The organism is [Clostridium] cellulosi (genome assembly GCF_036762875.1).
GTDB lineage: Bacteria > Bacillota > Clostridia > Oscillospirales > Ethanoligenentaceae > Ruminiclostridium_D > Ruminiclostridium_D cellulosi.
The window spans coordinates 11,415-36,125 of the sequence record NZ_JBAIZF010000005.1; the positions used below are offsets into that span (position 1 = coordinate 11,415).

At 40.9% G+C, this 24,711-nt stretch carries 27 protein-coding genes; 6 read left to right on the forward strand and 21 right to left on the reverse strand.

Annotated features, from left to right (window positions below; all coding sequences use genetic code 11):
• Positions 1 to 25 precede the first annotated feature (25 nt).
• The 6 genes from V6C21_RS02005 to hprK form a co-directional block, all read right to left on the reverse strand.
• Positions 26 to 3,499 carry a DNA polymerase III subunit alpha gene (locus V6C21_RS02005; protein ID WP_479268209.1) on the reverse strand — a complete coding sequence of 1,158 codons (3,474 nt, stop codon included), beginning with the start codon at positions 3,497 to 3,499 and terminating at the stop codon, positions 26 to 28.
• Positions 3,500 to 3,543: 44 nt separating this feature from the next.
• Positions 3,544 to 4,443 carry a DNA-binding protein WhiA gene (whiA, locus tag V6C21_RS02010; RefSeq protein WP_034838553.1) on the reverse strand — a complete coding sequence of 300 codons (900 nt, stop codon included), beginning with the start codon at positions 4,441 to 4,443 and terminating at the stop codon, positions 3,544 to 3,546.
• Between the two features lie 130 nt (positions 4,444 to 4,573).
• Positions 4,574 to 5,431, reverse strand: a complete 858-nt coding sequence (gene rapZ, locus V6C21_RS02015; RefSeq protein ID WP_034838550.1) for an RNase adapter RapZ — start codon at positions 5,429 to 5,431, stop codon at positions 4,574 to 4,576.
• Between the two features lie 29 nt (positions 5,432 to 5,460).
• Complete coding sequence (murB, locus tag V6C21_RS02020; RefSeq protein ID WP_034838547.1) at positions 5,461 to 6,363, reverse strand: UDP-N-acetylmuramate dehydrogenase; 903 nt, start codon at positions 6,361 to 6,363, stop codon at positions 5,461 to 5,463.
• Positions 6,364 to 6,386: 23 nt separating this feature from the next.
• Positions 6,387 to 7,349, reverse strand: a complete 963-nt coding sequence (locus tag V6C21_RS02025) for an ROK family protein (protein ID WP_034838544.1) — start codon at positions 7,347 to 7,349, stop codon at positions 6,387 to 6,389.
• 187 nt (positions 7,350 to 7,536) lie between these two features.
• Positions 7,537 to 8,508 (reverse strand): HPr(Ser) kinase/phosphatase, encoded by a 972-nt coding sequence (hprK, locus tag V6C21_RS02030; protein ID WP_034838541.1) that lies wholly within the window; start codon positions 8,506 to 8,508, stop codon positions 7,537 to 7,539.
• A gap of 292 nt (positions 8,509 to 8,800) precedes the next feature.
• Here hprK and rpmB point away from each other — a divergent pair, with 292 nt between their 5' ends.
• A complete protein-coding gene (gene rpmB, locus V6C21_RS02035) occupies positions 8,801 to 8,989 on the forward strand; it encodes a 50S ribosomal protein L28 (protein WP_084228728.1) in 189 nt (62 codons plus the stop codon).
• Positions 8,990 to 9,191: 202 nt separating this feature from the next.
• On the opposite strand, the gene V6C21_RS02040 is transcribed toward rpmB, so the two are convergent.
• Both V6C21_RS02040 and tlp read right to left on the reverse strand, forming a co-directional pair.
• Entirely contained in the window at positions 9,192 to 9,638 is a 447-nt protein-coding gene (locus V6C21_RS02040) for a YgaP-like transmembrane domain (RefSeq protein ID WP_479268210.1), read from the reverse strand.
• A gap of 89 nt (positions 9,639 to 9,727) precedes the next feature.
• The gene (gene tlp, locus V6C21_RS02045) at positions 9,728 to 9,955 is read right to left on the reverse strand and encodes a small acid-soluble spore protein Tlp (protein WP_034838536.1); all 228 of its coding nucleotides are present in this window, start codon (positions 9,953 to 9,955) and stop codon (positions 9,728 to 9,730) included.
• A 206-nt stretch (positions 9,956 to 10,161) separates the two neighbouring features.
• On the opposite strand from tlp, the gene V6C21_RS02050 reads away from it, so the two are divergent.
• The 4 genes from V6C21_RS02050 to V6C21_RS02065 all read left to right on the forward strand — a co-directional run bounded on the left by V6C21_RS02050 (position 10,162) and on the right by V6C21_RS02065 (position 13,823).
• The gene (locus V6C21_RS02050) at positions 10,162 to 11,247 is read left to right on the forward strand and encodes an SLC13 family permease (RefSeq protein WP_479268211.1); all 1,086 of its coding nucleotides are present in this window, start codon (positions 10,162 to 10,164) and stop codon (positions 11,245 to 11,247) included.
• A 26-nt stretch (positions 11,248 to 11,273) separates the two neighbouring features.
• Positions 11,274 to 12,395, forward strand: coding sequence for a cysteine desulfurase family protein (locus V6C21_RS02055; RefSeq protein ID WP_479268212.1), 1,122 nt, complete (start codon positions 11,274 to 11,276; stop codon positions 12,393 to 12,395).
• Positions 12,396 to 12,469: 74 nt separating this feature from the next.
• A complete protein-coding gene (locus V6C21_RS02060) occupies positions 12,470 to 13,336 on the forward strand; it encodes a tRNA 2-thiocytidine biosynthesis TtcA family protein (RefSeq protein WP_479268213.1) in 867 nt (288 codons plus the stop codon).
• Positions 13,320 to 13,823, forward strand: a complete 504-nt coding sequence (locus V6C21_RS02065; RefSeq protein ID WP_479268214.1) for a GNAT family N-acetyltransferase — start codon at positions 13,320 to 13,322, stop codon at positions 13,821 to 13,823. The genes V6C21_RS02060 and V6C21_RS02065 overlap by 17 nt, the downstream gene beginning before the upstream one ends.
• Before the next feature lie 36 nt (positions 13,824 to 13,859).
• Here the strand turns inward: V6C21_RS02065 and V6C21_RS02070 are convergent, their stop codons facing one another.
• From V6C21_RS02070 to V6C21_RS02090, 5 genes are all read right to left on the reverse strand, one after another.
• On the reverse strand, positions 13,860 to 14,219 hold the full coding sequence (locus V6C21_RS02070; RefSeq protein ID WP_034838526.1) for a DUF1634 domain-containing protein: 360 nt from the start codon (positions 14,217 to 14,219) through the stop codon (positions 13,860 to 13,862).
• The gene (locus tag V6C21_RS02075; RefSeq protein ID WP_034838523.1) at positions 14,216 to 15,052 is read right to left on the reverse strand and encodes a sulfite exporter TauE/SafE family protein; all 837 of its coding nucleotides are present in this window, start codon (positions 15,050 to 15,052) and stop codon (positions 14,216 to 14,218) included. The genes V6C21_RS02070 and V6C21_RS02075 overlap by 4 nt, the downstream gene beginning before the upstream one ends.
• A gap of 29 nt (positions 15,053 to 15,081) precedes the next feature.
• Positions 15,082 to 16,101, reverse strand: coding sequence for an adenosine deaminase (gene add, locus V6C21_RS02080; RefSeq protein WP_479268215.1), 1,020 nt, complete (start codon positions 16,099 to 16,101; stop codon positions 15,082 to 15,084).
• A 21-nt stretch (positions 16,102 to 16,122) separates the two neighbouring features.
• Complete coding sequence (locus V6C21_RS02085; RefSeq protein ID WP_479268216.1) at positions 16,123 to 16,971, reverse strand: purine-nucleoside phosphorylase; 849 nt, start codon at positions 16,969 to 16,971, stop codon at positions 16,123 to 16,125.
• Between the two features lie 65 nt (positions 16,972 to 17,036).
• Complete coding sequence (locus V6C21_RS02090) at positions 17,037 to 17,567, reverse strand: chemotaxis protein CheW (protein WP_034838517.1); 531 nt, start codon at positions 17,565 to 17,567, stop codon at positions 17,037 to 17,039.
• A 288-nt stretch (positions 17,568 to 17,855) separates the two neighbouring features.
• Between V6C21_RS02090 and V6C21_RS02095 the strand changes: the two genes are divergently transcribed.
• Positions 17,856 to 18,194: an arsenate reductase family protein gene (locus V6C21_RS02095; protein WP_045085447.1), complete on the forward strand. Its 339-nt coding sequence runs from the start codon at positions 17,856 to 17,858 to the stop codon at positions 18,192 to 18,194.
• An 85-nt stretch (positions 18,195 to 18,279) separates the two neighbouring features.
• Here the strand turns inward: V6C21_RS02095 and hypB are convergent, their stop codons facing one another.
• Genes hypB through V6C21_RS02135 form a run of 8 tightly spaced genes read right to left on the reverse strand, consistent with a single transcriptional unit; the run spans position 18,280 to position 24,500 of the window.
• On the reverse strand, positions 18,280 to 18,945 hold the full coding sequence (gene hypB, locus V6C21_RS02100; protein WP_479268217.1) for a hydrogenase nickel incorporation protein HypB: 666 nt from the start codon (positions 18,943 to 18,945) through the stop codon (positions 18,280 to 18,282).
• Between the two features lie 25 nt (positions 18,946 to 18,970).
• On the reverse strand, positions 18,971 to 19,312 hold the full coding sequence (gene hypA, locus V6C21_RS02105) for a hydrogenase maturation nickel metallochaperone HypA (RefSeq protein WP_034838508.1): 342 nt from the start codon (positions 19,310 to 19,312) through the stop codon (positions 18,971 to 18,973).
• Positions 19,305 to 19,706: a 4Fe-4S dicluster domain-containing protein gene (locus tag V6C21_RS02110; protein ID WP_051492402.1), complete on the reverse strand. Its 402-nt coding sequence runs from the start codon at positions 19,704 to 19,706 to the stop codon at positions 19,305 to 19,307. Before V6C21_RS02110 ends, hypA begins: the two co-directional genes overlap by 8 nt.
• 30 nt (positions 19,707 to 19,736) lie before the next feature.
• Positions 19,737 to 20,819 carry a hydrogenase large subunit gene (locus V6C21_RS02115; protein WP_045085444.1) on the reverse strand — a complete coding sequence of 361 codons (1,083 nt, stop codon included), beginning with the start codon at positions 20,817 to 20,819 and terminating at the stop codon, positions 19,737 to 19,739.
• Entirely contained in the window at positions 20,809 to 21,192 is a 384-nt protein-coding gene (locus V6C21_RS02120; RefSeq protein ID WP_034838501.1) for an NADH-quinone oxidoreductase subunit C, read from the reverse strand. Before V6C21_RS02120 ends, V6C21_RS02115 begins: the two co-directional genes overlap by 11 nt.
• Positions 21,185 to 21,715: an NADH-quinone oxidoreductase subunit B family protein gene (locus V6C21_RS02125; RefSeq protein ID WP_479268218.1), complete on the reverse strand. Its 531-nt coding sequence runs from the start codon at positions 21,713 to 21,715 to the stop codon at positions 21,185 to 21,187. Before V6C21_RS02125 ends, V6C21_RS02120 begins: the two co-directional genes overlap by 8 nt.
• Before the next feature lie 34 nt (positions 21,716 to 21,749).
• A complete protein-coding gene (locus V6C21_RS02130) occupies positions 21,750 to 22,622 on the reverse strand; it encodes a respiratory chain complex I subunit 1 family protein (protein WP_034838498.1) in 873 nt (290 codons plus the stop codon).
• A gap of 6 nt (positions 22,623 to 22,628) precedes the next feature.
• Entirely contained in the window at positions 22,629 to 24,500 is a 1,872-nt protein-coding gene (locus V6C21_RS02135; protein ID WP_479268219.1) for an NADH-quinone oxidoreductase subunit 5 family protein, read from the reverse strand.
• Positions 24,501 to 24,711 lie beyond the last annotated feature (211 nt).

The window sequence follows — 24,711 nt, forward strand, 5'->3', positions numbered from 1 at the left end:
GTTCATGCAAACATGATACCTCCGTTTAATTTACTACTTGGACGTAGGAGCTGCCTAAAATATTTTTTAATTCATTCAAAAGGACATCATTCATTGAAACCCAAAGTTTTCTCGGAGCACGTAATAATTTCTTTTTGTCACGGCAGTAAACATAGAGCGGGAAATCGCCGTCAAACACTTCAATTACCCTTATAGCTCTTGTATATTCTTCACATTCAAAAGCCGGCACACTTATATAAAGCCCGGCTTTTTTATTTTTACTGTTTTGCTTCTCTGGAGCAGTCCCTAAATTCTGTAAATCAGGCTTTGTCACAGAGTCACATAAAATTTTCGGTGCTTCCTCTTCCCGGATACTAATGCGTCCGGAAATAACTACAATCTCATCAACAGCTATTAAGTTTCTGAATGTTTCAAGTGTTTTAGGAAATACCAGACATTCTATCTGTCCGCTTCCATCGTCGAGTGTTATAAAGGCCATTGTACTATCTGTTTTTGTAGTCTTCAATTGTTTGGCTGAAATTATACCTATCAGTTGAACTTTTGAGCCGTCTTTAAAGCGTTGGTTGTCGCTTAATACTTCCCTGATATGCGGTATTCCGGCACGATTTATAAACTCTTTATATTCAGCAAGAGGATGTCCTGTGAGGTAAAATCCGATTACTTCTTTTTCTTGATTTAAGAGTTCGCGGCGTGGGAATTCATCCGCGTCCGGTATTTCCTCGGAATTAATATTATTATCGGCAAAGAAACTTACTTGTCCAGAAAGATTGATCTTTTCCTGTTCTTCAAGCTGGGAGATTATCTTACTGGAAGCAAGCAACAGTTGCCTTCTTTTATACCCGAAACTATCAAATGCTCCGCATTTAATCAGGCTTTCAAGGGTGCGCTTATTCATATCCTGCCCTATCATTCTGGAACAGAAATCTCGGAAGGAAGTAAATTTTCCGTTTGTCTTTCTTTCGTCAAGCAGTGACTTAATAAATCCGCGCCCTAAGTTCTTAACTGCAAGCAGTCCAAAACGTATGTTATTGCCGCTTACTGTAAAGCCTTCCCCACTCTCATTTATATCCGGTGGGAGTATTCCAATGCCGAGCTTTTGACATTCTCCGATATATTCTGAAACCTTGTCTGTGTTGTCAAGAATGCTCGTCAAGAGGGCTGCCATATATTCTTTGGGATAATGGCATTTTAGATAAGCTGTTTGATAAGCCACAATAGCATATGCTGCAGCATGGGACTTATTGAATGCGTACGAAGCAAAGGAGGCCATTTCATCAAAAATCGCATTGGCTATCTCTTCACTGACGCCGTTTCTGATAGCGCCTACACATTCAAAACTGCCGTCTTCACGCTGTTTTCCGTAGATAAAATTCTCCCGTTCTTTCTGCATTACGTCAGTCTTCTTTTTCGCCATTGCGCGGCGAACAAGGTCAGCCCTGCCATATGAATAACCGGCAAGTTTTCTGACGATTTCCATAACCTGTTCCTGATAGACGATGCAGCCATATGTGACTTCGAGTATATCTTTTAACAGCGGATGTTTGTATGTGATTTTTTCGGGGTGATGTCGGTTTTCGATATACCGCGGAATGGATTCCATCGGCCCCGGGCGATAAAGCGAGATAACGGCAATAAGGTCTTCAATGCTCTCAGGTTTTAAGCTGACAAGCACCTGTTTCATGCCGGCTGATTCAAACTGAAAGACACCTTCGGTTTTGCCAAGCGAAAGCATTTCGAATACTTCTTTGTCATCAAGAGGAATTTTGTCAATGCTGAAATCCGGCTGATACTTCTCTTTTATCATATCCTCGGCGTAGCGTATTACAGTCAGGTTGCGCAGACCCAAGAAATCCATTTTTAGTAGGCCAAGCTCTTCAAGATTGGTCATCGTGTACTGCGTAACGATTGATTCATCGTTCTTTTGAAGCGGAACATATGTATCAACCGGGTCTCTTGTAATAACTACGCCCGCAGCGTGCATAGAGGCATGCCTCGGCATGCCTTCAAGTCCACGTGCAACATCTATGAGTTTCCTTATCCGCTCGTCGCTGTCATACAATGACTTTAATTCCGGCGACATCGAAAGTGCCTTATCTATTGTAATGTTAAGTTCGGACGGAATGAGTTTTGCGACCTTATCTGTTTCTGCATATGAAAAATTCATGACGCGCCCGACGTCCCTTATGGCAGCCCTTGCTGCCATAGTTCCAAACGTAATTATCTGCGAAACATGGTCGCTTCCGTATTTTCTTACAACATAATTTATTACTTCCTGCCTGCGGACATAACAGAAATCTATATCAAAGTCAGGCATGCTGACGCGTTCCGGATTCAGGAAGCGCTCAAAAAGCAAATTGTATTTTATCGGGTCGATACCTGTAATCCCAATACAGTAAGCGCAAAGGCTGCCAGCACCAGAACCTCTGCCAGGCCCGACAGGTATTCCCACGCTTTTAGCATACCGAACAAAATCCTGCACAATGAGATAGTAATCTACATATCCCATGCGGTTTATGGTCTCAAGCTCATACTCCAATCGTTTAACAATCTTTTCATCCGGATTCTCGCCATATTTCTCTTTAAGGCCCTTTATGCACATATTCCGGAAGTATTCATAATGGCTCTGATTGCCCGGTACCTCAAAATGCGGCAAGATCGTTTTTCCGAACGTGAACTCAATATTGCATTTTTCTGCAATCTTTACCGTATTTTCTATCGCCTCAGGATATTCCGGAAAAAGCGAGGCCATCTCGTCCCCGGATTTCATGTAGAATTCTTCGGTCGGGAAACCAACACCGTTAGGATCATCGACAGTTTTGTTTGTTTGTATACATAAAAGCACGCGCTGAAGGTATGCGTCCTCTTTTTTTAGATAGTGGACATCGTTTGTTGCAACAAGCGGTATGCCTGTCTCGCGTGAAATCCTTACAATCTGAGGATTTATGGCTTTTTGCTCAGGAATGCCATGATCTTGGAGTTCAAGATAATAATTTCCCTCTCCGAACAGACTATTGTAAGCAAGTGCTTTTTGCTTTGCACCTTCATAATCGTTGGCAAGCAAAAGTCGTGGAATTTCTCCAGACAGGCACGCAGAAAGTGCAATAAGTCCCTTATTATACTTCGTCAACAGCTCCCAGTCTACGCGCGGCTTGCCGTAAAAACCGTCTATCCATGCCGTAGAAACAAGTTTTACAAGATTATGATAGCCCTCCATGTCTTTGCAGAGCAAAACAAGGTGTCCGTGCTCAGAATCGGGGTGATACATCCTGTCATGCCTTGTACGTGCGGCAGTATATACCTCGCAGCCGATAATTGGTTTTATGCCCTCTTTTTTTGCCAGCTTATAAAAATCAATAGCGGCATACATGACGCCATGATCTGTTATCGCTACAGACTTTTGACCAAGTTCCTTAGCTCTACTGATTATACCGTTAATGCGGCAGGCTCCATCAAGAAGACTATATTCACTGTGCAAATGAAGGTGCACAAAATCCTGCATAGTAAAAACTGCATTCCTTTCTTTTTAACCACTAAACAGTATAACTACTTAATCTGATTCGCCAGTTTAATGATGCGCTGAAGCCTGTGATTAACACCAGAGCGGCTTATACCTGAAATCTTTGCGAGCACACTGAGGGACGCATCAGGATTTTCAATGCGGATTTTGGCTATTTCACGAAGTTCAGGCGGAATACTATTGCTGTCTTTTGCCGACATAAGCTTTTTTATAGCTTCTATTTGACGCGCGGACGCTTCAACCGTTTTGCCGATGTTTGCAGTCTCACAGTTAGTCACACGATTTACCTTATTGCGTAAATCTTTATAGACCTTTATATTCATAAGCTCCAGAGAGCAGCGAACTGCTCCCATCATTGTCAGAATATCTTCAATCTGTTCGCTGTCCTTCAAGTAAACGACAAGATTACCTTTGCGGACAATAGTCTTTGGTTCAAAATCAAGTTCTGACAAATAATCCGAAAGGTCTTTTCCAAGGCGTATATGAGGCGAAACAAACTCAAGGTGATAATCCTTGCCCGGGTCAACGATAGACCCGCAAGAAAGGAATACACCCCGCAAAAAAGCTGAATTGCAGCACTCATTTTCAATATTTGAGCGGTTTATTCTGAGCGTTACGTTTTTCTCGGAATGGCCGAACTCATCAAACAGTCTGTCTATATCTTTTTCATTTTCAACTGATATGCAGTCAGCAATTCGGCCGTCACTGCGTTTTGAGGTTTTTTGACGCAGTTTTATCCCGAACATGTCCGAAAGCAGTTTTGACATTGTATTAGCAACATCAGGATGTTCTGTTAGAACTGTGATACCGTATTTCGAAAAATGTCGGCCGAAAAGTAAAAAACCATATGCTTCAGCTTTTTTGCAGCATTTTTCGTTCATCTCGACCGCACATAGCTCTGATTTAACTTTGTACGCGAAAGTCAATTTGTTCCTCCAAAATAAGCCATCGCATATAGAAACAACTGAATAATAAAAACTACTATTCCCTTTTAGACAGTATCCATAATCAGTTCTTTCTGCGATGGCATAATTTATATTTTATACTCTCTATTTACTACGGCTTCTGTATATCCCTATGATTTACTGCCGCTCTTATATCCTTTTCAAGTAAATGTTTATATAACGCTTCAGCTATAGCAACCGACCTGTGTTTTCCGCCTGTGCAACCTATTCCAACCACAAGCTGACTCTTGCCTTCTTCCGCGTACAACGGTAGCAAGTAATCAATCATATCGAAAAGCTTTGCCACAAACCCACGCGTCTTCTCTGATGCAAACACATAATCACGCACAGGCTCGTCGAGCCCCGTCAGCCTTTTTAAACTTTCAATATAAAACGGATTTGGAAAACACCGTACGTCAAAAATCAGATCGCCTTCCGGCGGAATTCCATACTTAAATCCAAAGGACATGCAGTTTACGATAAGCCCGGTCCTCTTATCACCCATAAACAAAACCGTTATGCGCTGCTTTAATTGTGCAGGCGACAGGTTTGTCGTATCTATGATATAGTCTGCCCTTTCACGGGCTGGGCGCAGTAGTTCCCTTTCCTGTTCGAGCGCCTCTTCGATTGACATTCCCGCTTCCGAAAGTGGATGTTTTCGCCTGGTCTCTTTAAAACGCCGAATTATAACTGAATTGTCAGCGTCGATAAACATTATTTTATATTCACAGCCTTGCTTTTTCAGCTCTTCAAGGCCGTCAAAAAGGCTGTTAAAAAGTGCTCCTCCGCGAACATCGGTAACAATTGCAATATTCTTTATCTTTCCCTGTGTATTTACGCAAAGTTCCGCAAATTTCGGGATTAATGCCGGCGGCATATTATCCACACAATAAAATCCTATATCTTCAAGTGCGTTTACAGCCCTCGTCTTACCGGCACCAGAAACACCTGTGACAATGACAAAAGCCATCGTCGTTTTCCTCCATTCTTCAGCAGCGATTACTTCTCGCCAACTGTTTTGATTTCACATTCAAGCATCACGCCGGCCTTTTTTAACACCTCATTCTGAATCTCTTCTATTAGTTTCAATACGTCTTCGCATGTCGCTCCACCGGTGTTTACTATAAATCCTGCATGTTTTTCGCTTACTACTGCGCCGCCTACGCGGTACCCTTTCAACCCGCAGCTTTCAATAAGCGTCCCGGCATAATATCCAACAGGCCTTTTAAAAACACTGCCTGCACTGGGATATTCAAGCGGTTGCTTTGTTCTGCGCCGGTTCATAAGCTCGCTCATTTTTGCCTCAATTTCTTTTTTGTCACCGCGGCTGAGCTTAAATTCTGCGCTCAAGATTATATAGTCTTTTCCGGTATAAGCGCTCTTGCGATATCCGAAATCCAGTTCTGTATTTTCAAATTTTCCGATCTTTCCGTTTTGAATATGCGTGGATGCTGTTACAACGTCTTTCATCTCACCGCCGTAGGCACCTGCATTCATGTAAACAGCGCCTCCGACGCTACCTGGAATGCCATACGCAAATTCGAGTCCTGTAAGACAGTTGTCTTTTGCTGTCTCACAAAGACTGCGCAGCGGCACACCCGCAGAACATATTATTTTCTCTCCGTCACATATAATTTTTCCTCTGCCGAGTCTGAGAACGACGCCACGTATCCCTTTATCAGATACAAGAAGATTGCTTCCATTGCCGATAACAAACAATGGAATATCATTCTCATTGCAGAATTGTGCTATCTCCTTAATTGTATTTTCCCCTGAAGCTGTGATAAATAAATCTGCCGGACCGCCTATTTTAAATGTGGTATGCCTGCTCATCGGCTCATTTTCCAATACCTCGGCGCCAAACGAAAGCGCCATATTTTTAAGCTGTTCAATAGGCGTCATATTATCCTCCAATAAATGTGATATTATTGCGCGTTATAGAGTTCACCTACAAACGCCGCGCCAATTATACCGGCGTCATTTCCAAGCTTAGCTACACAAATCTTTGTCTGTTTCTCTGCATTTTTGTTGTAGCGTTCTTTTTCTATAATCTTTTCAAGCGGCTTAATCAAATTGTCGCCTTCTTTGCAGATTCCTCCGCCAATACATAAAACCTCAGGCTGGAATATGTTTATCATATTGATAAGTCCACAGCCAAGATATTTTATGTACAAATCGACTACCTGCCGTCCGGCCTCATCGTTTTTTCTCATCGCATCAAAAGCAGTTTTTCCGTTTACGTTGTCAAGGCTGCCACCTGCAATCTCCCACATTATGCTGTCCTTATGCTCTTTCATTGATTCTTTAGTGAGATTTATAAGGCCGGTTGCAGAAGCATATGCTTCCCAGCAGCCACGCCTTCCGCATGTACATTCGCGCCCATCGACTTCAATAACTGTATGGCCAAGTTCACCGCCGGCAAAGTTAAAGCCATGCAGTATGCGCTTGTTAATAATTACTCCGCCGCCGATTCCTGTGCCTAATGTTATTGCCACAGCGGAATTAGCACCTTTCGCAGCGCCCGCTTTAAACTCACCATAGGCAGCAGCATTTGCATCATTTTCAACAAAAACTTTTTTCCCAAGTCTTTCTTCCATCATCTTGACCATGGGAACATTATTAAAACGCAAATTATTCGAATACTCTATAATGCCAGTGTCAAAGTTTGCGGTCCCGGGAGTCCCAATACCAATCCATTTGACCTGGTCCATTGATATAGAAGCTTTTTTTAGAAGTTCCTTGGTTAGGTATGCCATATCGTCTATAATCAAATCCGCACTTCTCGGAAGTTTTGTCGGAATGCTATCTTTTAGGACGATATTCATGTCTTCGTCGACTATACCCGCTGCAATATTTGTCCCGCCAAGGTCAATTCCTATATAGTACATAATTACCCTCCAAAATCGTTAAATGTCTGCAATTTTAGAAACATTATTTTTCTTTTAATAAATATTCTGCAGGCAGCCTAAGTCATGTAATTTCAGCATATCTCCCTCTGACTTAAGGCGCATGCAGAAAAACATATGCACTGTGATTTATTAATTCTCGTATTACAGTTGTATGAAAACAATCTATTTAGTATATATCCCAATCTAATTCTTTATTAATCGTCTGAGTTTTTATATCATCTGTCATACCAAGTTTCTGCAGCAGTTCTTGTGCAGCATTGTAACCCATTTTTTTCTGTCTGTTATTCATGGCCGCAACCTCAATTATAATAGCAAGGTTACGTCCTGGCTTCACGGGAATTGTCAACGAAGGCACAGTAATACCCAGTATTTTTGTCTGTTCGTTTTCCTCCCCGAGTCTGTCATATATCTTATTGCTGTCCCAAACTTCAAGGTGAATTACCATATCCACCTTTTCAGTCATTTTTACGGCACCCATACCAAAAATGCGCCTTGCGTTTATTATGCCTACACCGCGAAGTTCCACGAAATGCCGTATATTTTCTGGGGATGAACCGACGAGAGTCCTTGAGCTGACACGCCTTATTTCCACAGCATCGTCAGCAATAAGTCTGTGGCCTCTCTTTACCAGTTCAATTGCGGTTTCACTTTTACCGACTCCGCTTTCACCAAGCAGCAAAATGCCTTCTCCGTAAACTTCGACAAGGACACCATGTCTTGTGACGCGTGGAGCGAGCTCAACGTTAAGGAACGAGATAAGCCCCGACATAAACCCTGATGTTGATTCGCTGGTTCTTAGGACAGGAACCTTATATTTTTGGGCGAGTTCTACAATTTCCGGAAACAATTCAAGATTACGGCAAATCACAAGTGCCGGCGGACGCCTTGAAAGTAGCTTATCAATTGCATTGCGGCGCTTTTCCTCAACAAATCGTTTTAAGAAAGAGATTTCTGTGAGCCCTATTATCTGTATGCGCTCGTTGTCAAAGTAATCGAAAAAGCCACCAAGCTGAAGGCCAGGACGGTTTACATCTATGCTTGATATTAAAATATTATCAGGATTATCCGGCATATATATGCTTTCAAGGGAAAACTCTTTGATAATCTTTGACAATGCAACAGTAAATTTGTGTTCCATAGCTAAAACATCCCTTATCAAAATAGGTAAGCTGTTTTGTCAGAGACATCTTTTCTCATACAATTATATTCTAAAATAAGTATTCTTTCAAGCTTTTAATAAATTTAAGGAATATCTGCAGTTGTTAAAATAGAATTGTATTATTGATTATTATCAAAAAAAACTTGCTTTTATTTCTAATGTCTGATAAAATACATTTGTTATGCTTTTGCATTTATTTAGTTTTGAGTTAGCAAGCCCCGCAGATGGCCGGCTAATCTTCAAGTGAAAATCTATGAGGAGGTGCAGATAGATGGCAAAATGTGATCTCTGTGGGAAGGAATTGGCCTTTGGGATAAAGGTTTCCCATTCGCACAGGCGTTCAAACAGGACATGGAAGCCCAATGTTAGGCGTGTTAAGGCTATAATTGACGGTTCTCCTCGTCATATTCATGTATGTACGCGGTGCCTTCGCTCAAATAAGGTTCAGCGCGCAGTATAATTTTATTTATCGAACAATGGGCAGTTTCATAACGGCCCAAATATGATCATTCCTAAAATGGACAGTAATAGGCCATATAAGGCTAAATAAAGCCAGCGCCAAAACGGCGCTGGCTTTTACTTTTTCTCACTTATTTAAGCCATTTTTATCATTAGAAAAGCATCTTTTTAAACTCTATAGGCAGCACAACACTTGCTTTTAATCATCTCTCTGACACACTTAACAAACTTTCAGGGTCTGCAAATGCCAATGAAAAATCGCCTCTGTGAATCTTTAATGCAGTTTTTTCATTGAAGATTTCATTTTCCGTCCTGACTCCTATCTTCCTGAGCAATGGCAGCAGCGGACACCACCCCTGAAGAGCATGCTGAAGCAAAAAGACGCTGACGAATATAGATACTATAAGCCAGTATTTGCTCCGTTTTGCGCCAAACAAAGTGCTGATGAAAATAATTATTGCGGCATTTGTCTCTATAAACCGCTCAACGTCCCATTCCCTGTCAAGTTGATTCAGTCTGTTCTGAATAACTTTGCCAGATTCAATATAATCGCTTATATTTTCAATAGTTTCATGCCTTATTTTTTCATTGTCACAATCACTTGTATTATACTCAACCCTCTTTGCCGTAGGGGGTAATATTGAAAACATAATGTACCACTTCCTTTAGGCATATTTTCCCCTAAAAATTAAATTTTATTTTAAAAAAGCCGGCACATTCGCCGGCTTAATTTTACGCGTTATTTATATCCTCTTTCACGGGCCTTTGCCTCGTCGCGTATTTCACTTCTCATTGCGTCAAGCGACATACGCCTTCTTTCATTCTTCTCTTCAAGAGCGTCTTTCATCTTAGGGTCGTCGGTTTTTTCTATCATTTCGTCGGCAAGTTCCATATTCCTGATTGTATTGTTTATATTGCGCTGAATTTTTTCAACGTTATCTTTTCTATCATCTGGCTTTGCCTTCACATAAACATCTCCTTCAATTTACTCTGTCATTTTTAGTTTTTTAGTTTTGAGCACTTTTATAAAAGTCAATAAAAGGTTTATTTATCTTGCTTTTTTATTGAAATAAGCATAAAATGATAAAATGGGTTTTACGTAAATATCTATACAAATATTATTTTCAGGACTGATAAATCACGTTTACAAAAGAAAATATAAAAGCAAAAGCTTTGGAACTAATACAAAAAGAACCTTTCTTTTTTATAACATTATTTTTAACGATAATCTTATCATTTTTCTCAAAACCGCATTTTACGGCAATAAACTGGAATGTAATCTCAACCCTATTTTCTTTTATGCTTACCTGTGTTGCATTTGAAAGATGTAACCTGTTGACGTCACTTGCAGGGCTGTCATTGGGCAAATTCAGCACACCAAGAATGCTCGGATTTGCAATGATATCAGTAACCGGGCTTCTTTCGATGTTTGTCACAAACGATGTGGCTTTGCTGACAGTCGTGCCCTTGACTCTATCCATGTCGAAGGTAAGCGGCAAAGACCCATATATCCTGATAATTCTCGAAACTATAGCGGCAAACATTTTTTCAGCTTTGACACCCTTTGGCAATCCGCAAAATCTTTATCTCTTTTCTTATTTTAAATTAGAACCTTTACAGTTTTTCTTAATTATACTGCCATTTTGCCTTATTGGCATTGCAATCTTGTTTGCAGCGAATTTGCTTTTTAATTCCGGCGGCAAATTTAAAACTGAAAAGATTAAGTTTGAAGTTTACGAACCAAGATTGTTATACTCTGCAGCAGTCGTATTCATTCTGAATATCCTGTCTGTTCTCCACGTCCTTGATTACAGGATTGCACTTGCAGCAACGCTTATAATATTTTTAATTTTTGCTCCTCGGCTAATTTTAAAAGCCGACTATTTTCTGCTTATGACTTTCGTGCTGTTTTTTCTCTTTACTGACAGCGTAACTGGCATCTCAATGATTAAATCATTTTTTTCGTCGGCCCTTAATGCAAAATACACTGTACTTATTGCAGCCACCGGATTATCGCAGATAATCAGCAATGTCCCATCGGCGGTTCTAATCTCTGGTTTCACCGAAAATCACAAAGAACTGTTATACGGTGTATCCGCTGGCGGGCTTGGTACACTGGTAGCATCTCTTGCAAGTCTTATATCATATAAGCTTTATATCAGGCAATACGATGCCTCAAAATACATTAAAGCATTTTCTGCGCTTAATTTCGGCGCTCTGGCTATTATATTAATTTTTCTTTGCTTATTCTGTATCTAAATTATTTTACAAGGAAACTGATAGCAATGATTTATCTCGATTATGCAGCAAATACACCTGTCGACGACAGTGTTTTAGAAACTTATATTGAAATATCAAAAAAATATATAGCAAATCCGAACTCTCCGCATGCTCTCGGAAAAGCGGCATTAGAAGAACTCAATAAAGCAACGAGGCTGATGGCGCAATTATTGGGGGTCAAGGAAAACGAATTAATCTACACTTCAGGCGCAACTGAATCAAACAATCTTGCAATAAAAGGCATAGCAGGCCAGTATAAGAAATATGGGCACCATATTATTACGACGCCGCTTGAACATTCATCTGTCTCCGGCGCTGTCGCTTACTTGCAAAGTAAAGGATTTGACATTGACTATGTCGATATCGATAAAAACGGCCTTGTAGATCTCGACAGCCTCAAGGAATTGATTCGCGACGACACAATTTTGGTCTCAATCTGCATGGTCGACAGTGAAGTCGGTATAAAACAGCATATTAGTGAGATAGCGCCAATAATTGCTGATAAACCTCATTGTTATTTTCATATTGACGCAACGCAAGCCGTTGGAAAAATCAAAGTGCCGCTTGATGGGGTTGATTTGATGACCTTTGCTCCCCACAAATTCTACGGCCCAAACGGTTTTGGCGTGCTTTTTAAAAGAGAAAACGTATTGCTCGAGCCTCTTATTAACGGCGGTATCAGCACAACCGAATTTCGCAGCGGGACCCCTGTCCTGCCCCTTATAGTCTCAACTGCAAAAGCTCTCTCAATCGCGTTCGAAAAAATGGAAGAGCGGTATAATTACGTATCTGAATTAAACAGGACGCTCAGAGACGCGCTTGCACAGTATCCAAAAGTAAAAATAAACAGCACTGATGAATCTATACCTTTTATCTTGAACTTGAGTATCTTTGGTGCTAAAGCTGAAGAGTTTCAGGCGGCTTTGTCCGATAATGGAATTTGTCTTTCGACAAAGTCAGCTTGTTGTGCGCCCGGGACTCTTTCCCGCCCTGTTTATGCATTGACAAAGGACAGGAAAGCGGCGCTTTCAACACTCCGAATAAGCCTTTCCCACCTTACCACCAACGACGATATCAATACCTTTTTAGCCTGTTTTGATGCTATATATAATAAGCTTGTTAAATAGAATGTCCTACGAAAGTTTGAATATTTGAATAAGTCACCTACCGGCTTCCGGTTCCCATTGAAAGGATAATTTGAATGAACAATATAGAAAAAGTTGAACTCAGTATAACAAAAAAATTCCGCAAGGAAATATGGCTGAGATTTATTAAAGGAATTAAGGAATATCAGCTCATAAAATCCGGTGACAGGATAGCTGTGTGCATTTCCGGCGGCAAGGACTCTATGCTTATGGCAAAGTTAATTCAGATACTGCAAAGGCACAGTGACGTCCCGTTTGAAGCCGAGTATCTTGTAATGGATCCGGGATACAGCGCTGTAAATCGGCAGCGAATTATTGACAACGCAGAGTATCTCGGTATACACATAAAGATATTCGAAACGAAGATTTACGATATAGTAGCTGAAGTTACTGATTCACCTTGTTACCTTTGCGCCAGAATGAGGCGCGGTTACCTATATAAGAACGCACAGGATCTTGGCTGCAACAAAATCGCACTTGGACACCATTTCGATGACGTTATTGAAACTATACTTATGAGCATGCTTTACGGCGCTGAAATCAAAACAATGATGCCGAAGCTCCACAGCACCAACTTTAAAGGCATGGAACTCATAAGGCCGATGTATTTGGTCAGAGAGGCTTCAATTATAAACTGGAAACGATACAACGAGCTTGAATTTATTCAGTGCGCATGCCGTTTTACGGAAAGCTGCACGCTCGGAGGAAGCACCGGCGGTTCGAAAAGGCAGGAAATGAAAGCTCTGATAAAGAAATTCCGCCAGACGAACGAAAATATCGATATGAATATTTTCCGGAGTGTCCATAATATCAATCTTGATACCGTCATTGGGTACCGCAAAGACGGCGTAAAACATAGTTTTCTTGACGATTATGATAAGCCAAAGCCAGAAAGGAAGGATAATAGTGCAGAAGGACATTGAGCTGAAGGAAGCTGTTACAAAAAAAGACGCCGAAATCATTTCCGCCCTTGCCCAAAAAATCTGGACGGAGCACTATACGCCAATCATCGGTGAGGCACAGGTAAAATATATGCTCGAAAAATTTTCAGCCCCTGACAAGATATATAGCGATTTAAAAAATGGTTATATTTATTACACAGCCTATTTTGACGGCAAACTTGCAGGATATACGGCAATCAAACCTGAAGATGAGAAGCGCATTTTCTTAAGCAAACTCTATGTCGATAAATCATATCGCGGCAACGGCATTTCAAGGTTTATAATCAACCATATAATAAGCAAGTATAAACCTTTGGGATACAACTCAATCTGGCTCACGGTCAATAAAAACAATGTAAATTCCATCAAAGTATATAATAAACTGGGTTTTATCAACGATGGACCGCTTGTAACTGATATCGGCGGCGGATTTGTAATGGACGATTACAAAATGACCCTTTACATATGAAAAATTCCTCCTGTTTAAATTACAGGAGGAATTTTTTTATTTTGCCTTGCCTAATAAAAAACTGATTATCAGTATTATAAAAACGAGCGTGGTTATTCTGACGAAAGTATAGTCTTTCTCTTTTAAAAATAACAAAATTGAAACGCCAACTCGAAGTACAGGCGTTAAAATAAGCAGAAACAGCCCAAACATCATTATCGCATATGGTTTAAATGCGATAAGCCCTTGAAAAATTTCTACGAGACTTGTCGGATAATAGCTGCCGGGATAGCCGCTGCTGCCCGTCACCAAAAATATAATAAGCCCGATGAGCATTATCGCTGCACTTGCGAGAACTCCGTATTTAATCACTTTGCTTATGGCAAGCTCCAAATCTTCAATTTCCTTGTTTCTCATATTCCCACCCCTTTAATTACCATCTGAACAGAAACTATCACTAAAACAGGGATGAAAATGAGCCTCAAGGTTTTGCTTCTCAACCTTTGCATTACCCTTGTCCCTATTGTCGCGCCCATAAGTACGCCCAGAGCCACAGGTGCAGCTATTTTCGGGTCTATATTTCCCTTAAGAAAATAAACTCCTGCGCTGGCGGCGGCTGTAACGCCCATCATAAAATTACTCGTAGCGCTGGAAACCTTCATAGGCAGTTTCATATACAAATCCATTGCCGTAACTTTAAAAATGCCGCTTCCGATTCCAAGCAGGCCGGAAAGCAAACCAGCCCCGTACATCATGCCAAGGCCGCCGAAAACACCAGTCACATTGTATTCAACATTTTTGTCAAGGACTTTATCGTAGTATTCACCATCAAGGCCAAGCTTTTTCGCCATGGGGTGCGGTTTTACGTTCTGCGGTAATTCATTTTTAGCTTTTCTAAGCATCATAACGGCTGAAAACAGAAGAAAAAGTCCGAATATGATATAAAGGAATTTGGGATTTATAAGAGCAGCTAAAAAGGCACCCGTAATTGCACCGAGCGTTGTGCCGATTTCGAGGAACATACCAACCCTGACGTTTGTTACTCTATCCCGTATATATGCGATGGCAGAGCCGCTTGATGTCGCAATGACTGTTATGATACTTGCTCCGATGGCATATTTTATGTCCAGATGAAAAAGCAACGTCAAAACCGGTGTAATTATTATGCCGCCTCCAAGCCCCAAAAGTGAACCCAAAAATCCGGCTAATATTGCAATCAAAAATAACTCTAAAGCAAAGAAAGTAGCCACTTAAGTTATCCTCCGATATACCTAATTCTTTAGATAATGTTTTCAAAGCTGTTTTTTAACTCTGATAAGAGCTTTTCTTTTTCTGGTTTATCTAAAAAAGCAGCACGCGCCGCATTCATCTGCAGTTGCATAAGTTCCGAATTGCTGAACCCAAATTTATTCTTCAAAATGTTGAGCTCCCGCGTCATGTCAGTATTTGAAACCGTTGTGTTATCAGTATTAACAGTAACATTAAGTCCCAAATCAAAATATTTTCTTACTGGATGCTGTTCAAATGATGGCGCAGCCTTTGTCTGAACATTGCTCGTTACACATATTTCAAGGGGAATTTTTCTTTCTTTAACCAGATTTACGACACTTTCATCTTCATTTATTCTTATTCCATGACCGATTCTGACAGCTCCGAGTTCCTCAATCGCAACTCTTACATTTTCAGCCCCACCTGCTTCACCGGCATGAATTGTGACAGGAATGCCGTATTTGTTCGCCTCATCAAAAACCCTCTTAAAAAGCTGAGGAGGATAGTGCGCTTCGTCTCCCGCAAGGTCCACGCCGCCGAGGCCTTTATACATAAACTCTGACGCGGCTCTTATAACTTCGAGATTTTTTTCATCGCTGTGATGGCGCATACAGCATACAATGGCTCTTGCGATAGTACCCGTTTCTTTTTCCCCTTCCAAGAGTCCGCTTATCACGTTGCGTATCACGTCCGCGCACGTCATGCCCTTTTCCGTCATCAACTGAGGTGCGAACCGCACCTCGATATATTTTACGTTATGCTTTGCCGCATCCTCAACCGCTTCTTTTGCAACACGCCTCTGCGCTTTTTCTGATTGCAGGCACTTAAGCGGTAAATCAAACTTTTCCAAATACTCTACCAAACTTTCGCAGTTATCGCCCACTGAAAGATATTTCATCAATTCCTTTTCGTCATAGGTTGGAAGCTCGATACCTTCGTCGCGGGCGATTTCAATTACTGTCCGCGGTCTCAGACTTCCGTCAAGGTGATTATGCAAATCAATTTTCGGCATTCTTTCAATAAAATCCATACTGTCCCCTACTTTCAAATGTCAATTTAATAAAGCGATAACCGATTTAACAAGTGTGATAAATCGTTCGCTTGCTTTTCTTGATGTCTCTATAACCTCATCATGATCAAGAGGCTTCTCGGTGACACCGGACGCCATATTTGTAATGCAGGATATGCCCAGCACTTCCATACCGCAATGGTTTGCCGCTATAACCTCCGGGACTGTAGACATGCCAACGGCATCCGCCCCAATAATCCTTAAAAACCTTATCTCCGCAGGTGTTTCATAGCTCGGGCCAGTCAACGCGGCATATACGCCCTCCTGCAGATTTATTTGACTATTTGCTGCCGCTGTCTTTGCAATGTTCCTTAATTTCAAACTGTAGCCCTCAGTCATGCTGGGAAAGCGTGGGCCGAGTTTATCGTCGTTTCTGCCAATCAGCGGATTTGTGCCCATAAGGTTGATATGGTCACTTATCAACATCAAATCGCCGGGCGAAAATGATTTATTTATCGCACCTGCGGCATTTGTCACAATAAGAGTTCTTACGCCGAGCTGTTTCATTATATATACCGGGAATACAACCTGTTTCATGCTGTATCCTTCATAATAATGAAAACGCCCCTGCATACACACAACATTCTTACCGCAGACTTTCCCCATGACAAGGCAGCCTTTGTGGCCCTCGACAGTAGAAACTGGGAAATGCGGTATGTCACGGTAAGGAATAGTCACAGGTTTCACTATTTCTTGTGCAAATTTGCCCAGACCTGAACCTAATATTATGCCAACAGTAGGTTTAAAATCAGTCTTTGAGCGTATATAGTCTAATGCCTCATTCATAAAAATCACCATGACTTTGTCTTTAAAATTATTATGTCCACCCATAAAATTTAGATGTTTAAAATCCGCCGCTATATGGTCAGAATAGTGGCGGATTTGTTGGACAAGTATTATGAATTCTCATTTTCTTGGATTTCTGCCTTTTCTTTTTCAGCAGTAATTTCTTCTAACTCATCGTCTCTAAAGAGTTTATCACAGTCAATCAATAAGACCACTTTATCCTTCAATTTGCCAATTCCGTTTATGTATCTGCTCTGGAATCCTGTTCTGAAATCCGGCGGAGGAGCTATTTCACTGTCTTCAATGCTGATAACTTCTGCAACTTTATCAACAATAAGGCCCGCTGAAATCCCATTGATATTGACGATGATAATACATGTTCTTTCGTCGTATTCACAAGGCTGCTTTTTGAATTTTATTCTCATATCAATAACAGGGATAATATTGCCTCTTAAATTTATGATACCTTTTACAAAGTTTGAAACTTCCGGCACGTCGTTGATTTTCTGCATTCCAACTATTTCATTTACATAACTTATTTCTATACCAAAAACTTCATTATCAAGTGAAAAAGTAAGATATCTGCCGTGTTGCAAATCTTCTTCTTGTACTTCATCATTCGTCTCAATCAGATCGTTCATATTCAGCATCCCCTTATTTAGTATTTAACGGAAACGCGGCCGAAAGCTTCAAAATCGCTCCTTCCGCAATATCAAGATTATCCAAGATTGTATATATTATATAACAATTGTTTAGTTTATTCAATTAGAAAATGAAAGCTTATAAAAGAATTCGAATTTTTTTCAGATTTGTGAAACTTATGAACTTCATGCTGATTTTAAAACTTAGCAGCCGCCACATTTTCTATTGCTTATGTTATAATTAAAATATACGTTCTGCATTGAATTAATGATTAACCGGAGGATATCATGAATATTCAGATTTTTGGACGCAAAAAATGTTTTGATACAAAAAAGGCCGAAAGGTATTTTAAAGAACGCGGAATTAAGTTTCAGAGCATTGATATAGATAAATACGGTATGAGCCGCGGTGAACTCAATAGTGTTAAATCTGCCGTTGGTATTGAAAATTTAATAGATAAGAACGGCAAAGAATATGAACGTCTTAATCTTAAATATATAGTGACAACGGAAACACCTGAAGAAATGCTTTTAAATAATCCAAAACTGTTTGTAACGCCAATTGTCCGAAACGGCAGGCAGGCAACTATCGGTTACAAGCCGGAGATATGGAAAACTTGGACATAAGAACAATAATAACGGCTATGTTCCCTTATATTTAAACAAACGGCGGACGGGCAATTAACTTACCCGCCCGCCGTTTTGAACCTTTTTAACCCTTAGGCCCGGCTATTTCTTCATATTTTTTACGCAAAAAAGCCGCAAGTTCAGCAATGCCTTCATCCTTTTCGCCTTTTCTCAAACTCAATTCAAACAAAGGTGCTTGCGAAACAGCTCTTAAGCCTTTTTCAAAGAATGAAGTGTCAAATCCAACGGCCTGCTTCAAGTCGCATTTTGTCAATGCCACAACATCTGCATAACTAAACATCGGTACGTATTTATACGGCTTATCGTCACCTTCAGGCACGCTGGCGGCAAGCAGTCGGATGTTTTCACCGAGGTCAAATTCAGCGGGACAAATAAGATTTCCGACATTTTCAATAAATACAATTGCGTTCTCCATATCTATCTGGTCAGCGCCCTGCCTTATTACTCGGGCGTCAAGATGACATTCGCCGCAGGTATTTATCTGAGAAGAACGGATTCCCTGAGTCTCCATTCTTTCCGCATCAATTGAGGAAGCAATATCCCCCTCTATTACACCAATTTTGATATTCTTAAGTTCTTTTGCAACCGCAGAAATAAGTGTCGTCTTACCTGAACCTGGCGCTCCCATGAGGTTTACAGCGAGAATATGTCTTGACGCAAAATATTTGCGGTTTTCTTCCGCTATTTTTTCATTTGCCTCAAGAAGCTCCTTCATTACTATAACTTCCATTGGACTGCTCCTTCAACTTTAAATTTCATTCGCCGTCAAAAGACTTAATGTAAAATTCGCGTCCCGTTCCTTTTATGAGGACGGATTCCCCGCCACATTCAGGGCATACAAAACTTTTCCTGTGTTCAAACTCTTTCCCACATTTGACACATTTCAGCATTGCCGGAACATGCTCAAAATAAAGCTTTGCCCCAGCACAAACACTGTTTTCACTCATTACGTCAAAATACATCTGAACCGATTCATCAATTATTGATGAAAGCTCACCTATAACAAGGTCTATACGGTTTACCTTTTTGATACCGTTCTTTTTGGCTTCTTCGCTTATTACCTTTATTATATCAATTACAACAGGGAGTTCATGCATTTTTCTTCTTCAACATATCAATATTGCCTTTACCGGCATTGGGAACAGCCTTAATTGCCGGCGGCTGCCCTACAAATTTATCAGTTTTTTTCTCATTTGCCGGAGCAGTATATATTGGTTCTACACTAAGACATTTTTTCGGGCATGATTCTGTGCATGCTAAACACATTATGCACTTAAAACGATCAATCTGCCATGTTCCCTCAGTACGATTTACTTCTATCGCATTAACAGGGCATTTTCGTCCGCAGAGTCCACAAAAAATACAGTCATTTATATTAATACTAATATGCCCTTTTTGATTTTTATAAGGAGCACGCTTCTCAAATGGGTAGTTCCGGGTAGCAGGTTTTGAAAAAATATTTTTGAGGGCTACAGTTAAAAATTCCAACATTATTCAACCTCTAACCTTTCTGAATATCTATCAGCGCTCAGTGCAGCTAATACACGGGTCAATAGACAGTATAATGACAGGAACATCTGACAGAAGCTGGCCTTTAAGCATTTCCACAAGTGACGGGAGATGGGCAAAAGTCGGGGTGCGCAGACGCATCCTCTTTAGATTCTTTCCGCCGTCGCCGCGCAGGAAATAATAAACCTCACCTCTCGGCTGTTCAACACGGGATATTACGTCGCCGTCAGGGTTGCCCTTCGGCTTCACATAATATTCACCATCCGGGAGCTTTTCTATAGCCTGACGTACAAGGTCCATTGACTGGTAAATCTCCAAGACTCTTAACATTGTCCTCGCATAGCAGTCGGAATCGTGCAAAACAACCGGTTCAAAATCCAATTCGCCGTATGCTGCATATCCCAATTTCCGCATATCCTGTGGAATCCCGCTTGCTCTTGCAACAGGACCAACACAACCCAGTTCATAAGCCTTGTCTTTATCAAGAGGTGCACAACCACGCAGTCTGTGGGCTATTGTCAAATCATTTTTGAATGTTTTATCTACTTTTTCAAATTCATCCCGTATATTTTTCAATTCATTAAGAATATGCTTCTGCATATCCGGAGTCAGGTCACGCCTTGTGCCACCGACTGTATTTATGGATACCATGATTCTATGACCAGTAGTCTGTTCCATTATATCCAAAATACGCTCACGTATACGCCAGCACTGCATAAACAGTGACTCAAAGCCGAAAGCGTCAGCCATCAGCCCCAAAAACAACAAGTGACTGTGCATGCGGTGCAGCTCCGCCCAGATGACACGAAGATACTTTGCCCTATCAGGAATTTCAAGCCCCAGAAGTGCCTCAACACCCTGACAGTAGGCCTGAGCATGCATTACACTGCAAATTCCGCAGATACGCTCAACAACATAAACACTCTGCATATAATCGCGTTTTTCGATAAGCCGTTCGAGACCTCTATGAACATAACCAATACCCGGAACGGCGTCAACTACTCGTTCGTCTTCAAGGACAAGTTTTATCTGAAGCGGTTCCGGCAATACGGGATGCTGAGGACCGAATGGTAATACTATATTATTATTTTGCATTATTGCCGTCCTTCCTCTCAATAATCACGCCGGCGCCAAACGGTGAGGACGGTGCTCCGTCCGCGAGAATAAAGTGACCGCCGTAATCAACAACAAGTCCTGAAAATTTGACCTCGAAAAGTTCACTTATCTCGTTTTCCGCAAAAGCGGCGGCAAGGTAAATATCAGAAATACTGCGAATTGTTTTGCCTGCTTCTACAGTTGTTTTTAGTGTACAAAGTTTGCAATCCTTGTCAAATGAATAAAAAATATCAACTGTTCCGTCATCATTCGTACATCCGGTCATTGTTACAAATCTATACCCTTGGTCTTTCAGTTCATGTACTCTTGCAGCAACGTCGGTGTCGTTGAGAATTTCTAAATTATCAATCATGGAGCTTTTCCTCCTGATCTTCATTATTATCGGTCTCGGACGGCAAAGCTCCGCCATTTTTCATAATTGTGTTTAAAAATTCCCTATGCCTTTCCTGAGCCTTCTTATCATTAAGAACTGCCGTTGCCTTGATTATGCCATCAAGAAGAGCCTCAGGTTTTATTGAACAACCGGGAACATAAACATCAACCGGTATCGCCTTGTCGATTCCTCCGAGAATATTATACGAGCCTTGAAAAATACCACCGGAACATGCACATGCCCCGACTGCTACAACAGCTTTTGGAGCAGGCATTTGTGAATATATATTTCTAAGGACCCGCAGGTTTCTGTGATTTACTGAACCCGTAACAACAAGTATATCTGCATGTTTCGGGTTACCCATGTTGACAACGCCGAATCTTTCGGCATCATACATCGGTGTTAATGCGGCAAGTACCTCTAAGTCACAGCCGTTGCAGCTATTGCAATCAAAATGCACTATCCACGGTGATTTTACCCGTGCGCGACTTAATAATCCCATTAAGGATTTTGCACCTCCAAAAATTAGACGAACGTCACTTCAAATAGAGCCAAATTATATTGGCCGCAGAAAGCCCAATGCCAGCAGCTCCCACGACTTTTAGCATCCATGACCATGTTGTTCTTGCAGAGATATTGTCAACAACGATTTCAAGGAAGAAAGCTGCAGCGGCCAGTAAAATTCCGACCCAGACAGGCTGCGCGCAGAATATCGCGACAAGCCCTAATAATAAAACGAGTTCAATCCATTCGCCTATGTTAATAAGAGCAAGCTGGAAACCTGAAAACTCAATTGTCAAACCTTTAATAAGCTCCTGATGTCCATGGTGTGAAGTTGAAAAGTCAAATGGAGACTTGCGCAATTTTATAGTAAGAACAATAAGTAATGCGACAAATTGTAACGGCAGGCTTAATATAAGAGGCCTTGGGTTATTAAACACATATGATCCCAAAAATGAATGATTGACAAGATAAGCTCCTATTGCTGTAAATATTATGACAGGCTCTGAAACCATCATTTGAATTATTTCACGCTGGGCGCCGATTCTGCTATAGGATGATCTTACGCACATTGCGCCCATAATCAGCGATACATCGGCAATTGCAAGAACAAAAACCAGCATGAGCAGGTCTTGTCCAGTAAAAAGGATGACTGCAGCCACAGCGTTGAAAATGGCATACATGATAACATAAGCGTCCTGCATCTTATTGACAGCAATACGTTCTTTGCCGAAAAGTTTTATCACGTCATAGAAAGGCTGTATTATCGGAGGGCCCTGTCTTCCCTGCATACGTGCCGTCAGCTTTCTGTCGATTCCGCTGATAAGACCACCGGCAAGAGGTGCGAAAATCACGACTATGAGAGCAATGATTATTTTGAACGTCGATAAGTTTATTTCAATATTCATAATTTATCAGGACACTCCAAACATAATGAGAATAATTATCGCTGATATAACACTTACGACTGGCATAAGTTTCTTTTCGCCGAAAATACCACTCAGATAATAGTTGTGAAGCATTACCTTTTCAACTTTATCCTTAGGCCCAATAAAATCTCGGCCTTTTTCATCACTTAAAGCGCCACAAGCATATGGAGGAATTATTCTCGGTTTATTTGCCTTGGCGTTTACAAAAATAACTATAAATGCGGCCACAATAACCCCAGTAAGCAGGATTATACCTCCGAAGCCCCCGGAGATTCCATACTCGGAAATGGAGTACAGACCACCGTTTGTACCGAATATTGCTGGGTCCTTATTTAGCAATTGAATCACTGATGGCAGAACCATATAATTATTGATTTGCGGCATTATTACAGTGATAACAACTATTGCTGCGGCTATAACACCAAGCACAACCTTTATCGAAAACGGTAAATCTTCGATTTTCCCGTGTCCTTTTTTATAAACAGTTGTGACAGCACCGAGCCACTTAACCCAAAAAGCAACTGTAAATGCACTTCCGAGCACCAATAAGAACATTACAGACGGTACATTGACAGAAGCCTCTATTGCCAGCCATTTTGTAATAAGTACACCGAACGGAGGCAGCATCATCGAAAGCATGCCAAGTATCATGATTGAAGTCGTATAAGGCATTTTTGAGAATATTCCGAACATATCTTCGATATTTCGGCTGCCGATTTTAAGTTCTACAGTACCCATGCACAGGAAAAGCAAACCCTTTGATACTGCATGGAATATAATAAGAAGAATCGCCGTCGTTAAAGCCTGTGAACCGCCAAGTCCTGCGCAGGCAATAATCAAACCAAGGTTTGATATTGTCGAAAAGGCCAAAACCCGTTTGCCGTTGCTTTGGCTGATGGCAAGAGCAGCCGCTGCAACAAAAGTAAACGCGCCAACCATCGAAACCAGTATGCCTGAGGTTTGTCCACCAAAAATCGGGGAAAATCTCACGATTACATATACGCCAGCCTTGACCATCGTTGATGAATGGAGCAGCGCAGAAACCGGTGTCGGTGCAACCATAGCGCCGAGCAGCCATGACTGGAACGGTAGCTGTGCTGATTTGACAAAACCAGCACAGCACAAAAACATGAGCCCGATTACAAGGAGCTGTGGCGCCTTTTTGCCGGTTTCAAGTATTTGCGAAATTGATATTGTCCCAACACTGTTTAATATAAATATTATTCCAACAGCGAAAAAGAGACCGCCGAAAGAATTTATCCATAAAGCGCGTTTGGCACTTTCAAAAGAAACACGATTGCAGTCATGCCCAATTAGCAGGAAGGAACAAAGCGTCGTTACTTCCCAGAAAGCATAAAGATGCATCAGGTTATCAGTCATGCTGATACCATTCATTGCAAAGAGGAAAAGGAATATCACAGCAAAAAATAAATGCTGTCTCGTTTGTTTGAGCTTTTGATGCTGCTCATGTTTTTCCATATATCCGATTGCAAAAATTGCAACCAATGGCCCTATTATCGAAACTATCAGGGTCATAATGAGTGAGAGGTTGTCTAATTTAATAATGAAATGCGGCTCTTCCGGCACTTTTAAAACCTCGAGATAGAAAACCGCACAAATCTGAGCAATCGCAGGAAGGATAATTTTCCATTCTTTAAATTTGATACCAAAATAAAGAGTGAAAAATAATGCTGCTGCATCAATGATCGTAACGGCAATGCCTGCCCATTCGGCTTTGCTTGTCTCTATTGCAAAAGTACCGTGAGTAAGAATATTTTGACATAACAGGATAGCTGCTGCTATCATTGCACATGATGAAAGAGTGACAATTACCGATCGTCCATTCCTGTTTTTCAAAAAAAGTACAATAATGGATGTAACTGCAGGAATGAACAACAATAATAGAACAAGAGTAGCGCCCTGCATATTTTTATCCCCTATATTAATTTATGGCCCCCGGAAAACGTTTTTACGATTCCGGTGTAAAAGTACCCCAATGTAAATTGAAATACTTTTTTGCTAAAATTATTTTTAAAATACTACTATAATATGGCATGATAATACTGAC

Coding starts and splice junctions, on each gene's coding strand:
- V6C21_RS02005 (WP_479268209.1), bottom strand. CDS start 3,499: ATGCAGGATTTTGTGCACCTTCATTTGCACAGTGAATATAGTCTTCTT.
- rapZ (WP_034838550.1), bottom strand. CDS start 5,431: ATGGCTTTTGTCATTGTCACAGGTGTTTCTGGTGCCGGTAAGACGAGG.
- murB (WP_034838547.1), bottom strand. CDS start 6,363: ATGACGCCTATTGAACAGCTTAAAAATATGGCGCTTTCGTTTGGCGCC.
- V6C21_RS02025 (WP_034838544.1), bottom strand. CDS start 7,349: ATGTACTATATAGGAATTGACCTTGGCGGGACAAATATTGCAGCGGGT.
- hprK (WP_034838541.1), bottom strand. CDS start 8,508: ATGGAACACAAATTTACTGTTGCATTGTCAAAGATTATCAAAGAGTTT.
- rpmB (WP_084228728.1), top strand. CDS start 8,801: ATGGCAAAATGTGATCTCTGTGGGAAGGAATTGGCCTTTGGGATAAAG.
- V6C21_RS02040 (WP_479268210.1), bottom strand. CDS start 9,638: ATGTTTTCAATATTACCCCCTACGGCAAAGAGGGTTGAGTATAATACA.
- V6C21_RS02055 (WP_479268212.1), top strand. CDS start 11,274: ATGATTTATCTCGATTATGCAGCAAATACACCTGTCGACGACAGTGTT.
- V6C21_RS02060 (WP_479268213.1), top strand. CDS start 12,470: ATGAACAATATAGAAAAAGTTGAACTCAGTATAACAAAAAAATTCCGC.
- V6C21_RS02070 (WP_034838526.1), bottom strand. CDS start 14,219: ATGAGAAACAAGGAAATTGAAGATTTGGAGCTTGCCATAAGCAAAGTG.
- add (WP_479268215.1), bottom strand. CDS start 16,101: ATGGATTTTATTGAAAGAATGCCGAAAATTGATTTGCATAATCACCTT.
- V6C21_RS02085 (WP_479268216.1), bottom strand. CDS start 16,971: ATGGGTGGACATAATAATTTTAAAGACAAAGTCATGGTGATTTTTATG.
- V6C21_RS02090 (WP_034838517.1), bottom strand. CDS start 17,567: ATGAACGATCTGATTGAGACGAATGATGAAGTACAAGAAGAAGATTTG.
- V6C21_RS02095 (WP_045085447.1), top strand. CDS start 17,856: ATGAATATTCAGATTTTTGGACGCAAAAAATGTTTTGATACAAAAAAG.
- hypB (WP_479268217.1), bottom strand. CDS start 18,945: ATGGAAGTTATAGTAATGAAGGAGCTTCTTGAGGCAAATGAAAAAATA.
- hypA (WP_034838508.1), bottom strand. CDS start 19,312: ATGCATGAACTCCCTGTTGTAATTGATATAATAAAGGTAATAAGCGAA.
- V6C21_RS02110 (WP_051492402.1), bottom strand. CDS start 19,706: ATGTTGGAATTTTTAACTGTAGCCCTCAAAAATATTTTTTCAAAACCT.
- V6C21_RS02115 (WP_045085444.1), bottom strand. CDS start 20,819: ATGCAAAATAATAATATAGTATTACCATTCGGTCCTCAGCATCCCGTA.
- V6C21_RS02120 (WP_034838501.1), bottom strand. CDS start 21,192: ATGATTGATAATTTAGAAATTCTCAACGACACCGACGTTGCTGCAAGA.
- V6C21_RS02125 (WP_479268218.1), bottom strand. CDS start 21,715: ATGGGATTATTAAGTCGCGCACGGGTAAAATCACCGTGGATAGTGCAT.
- V6C21_RS02130 (WP_034838498.1), bottom strand. CDS start 22,622: ATGAATATTGAAATAAACTTATCGACGTTCAAAATAATCATTGCTCTC.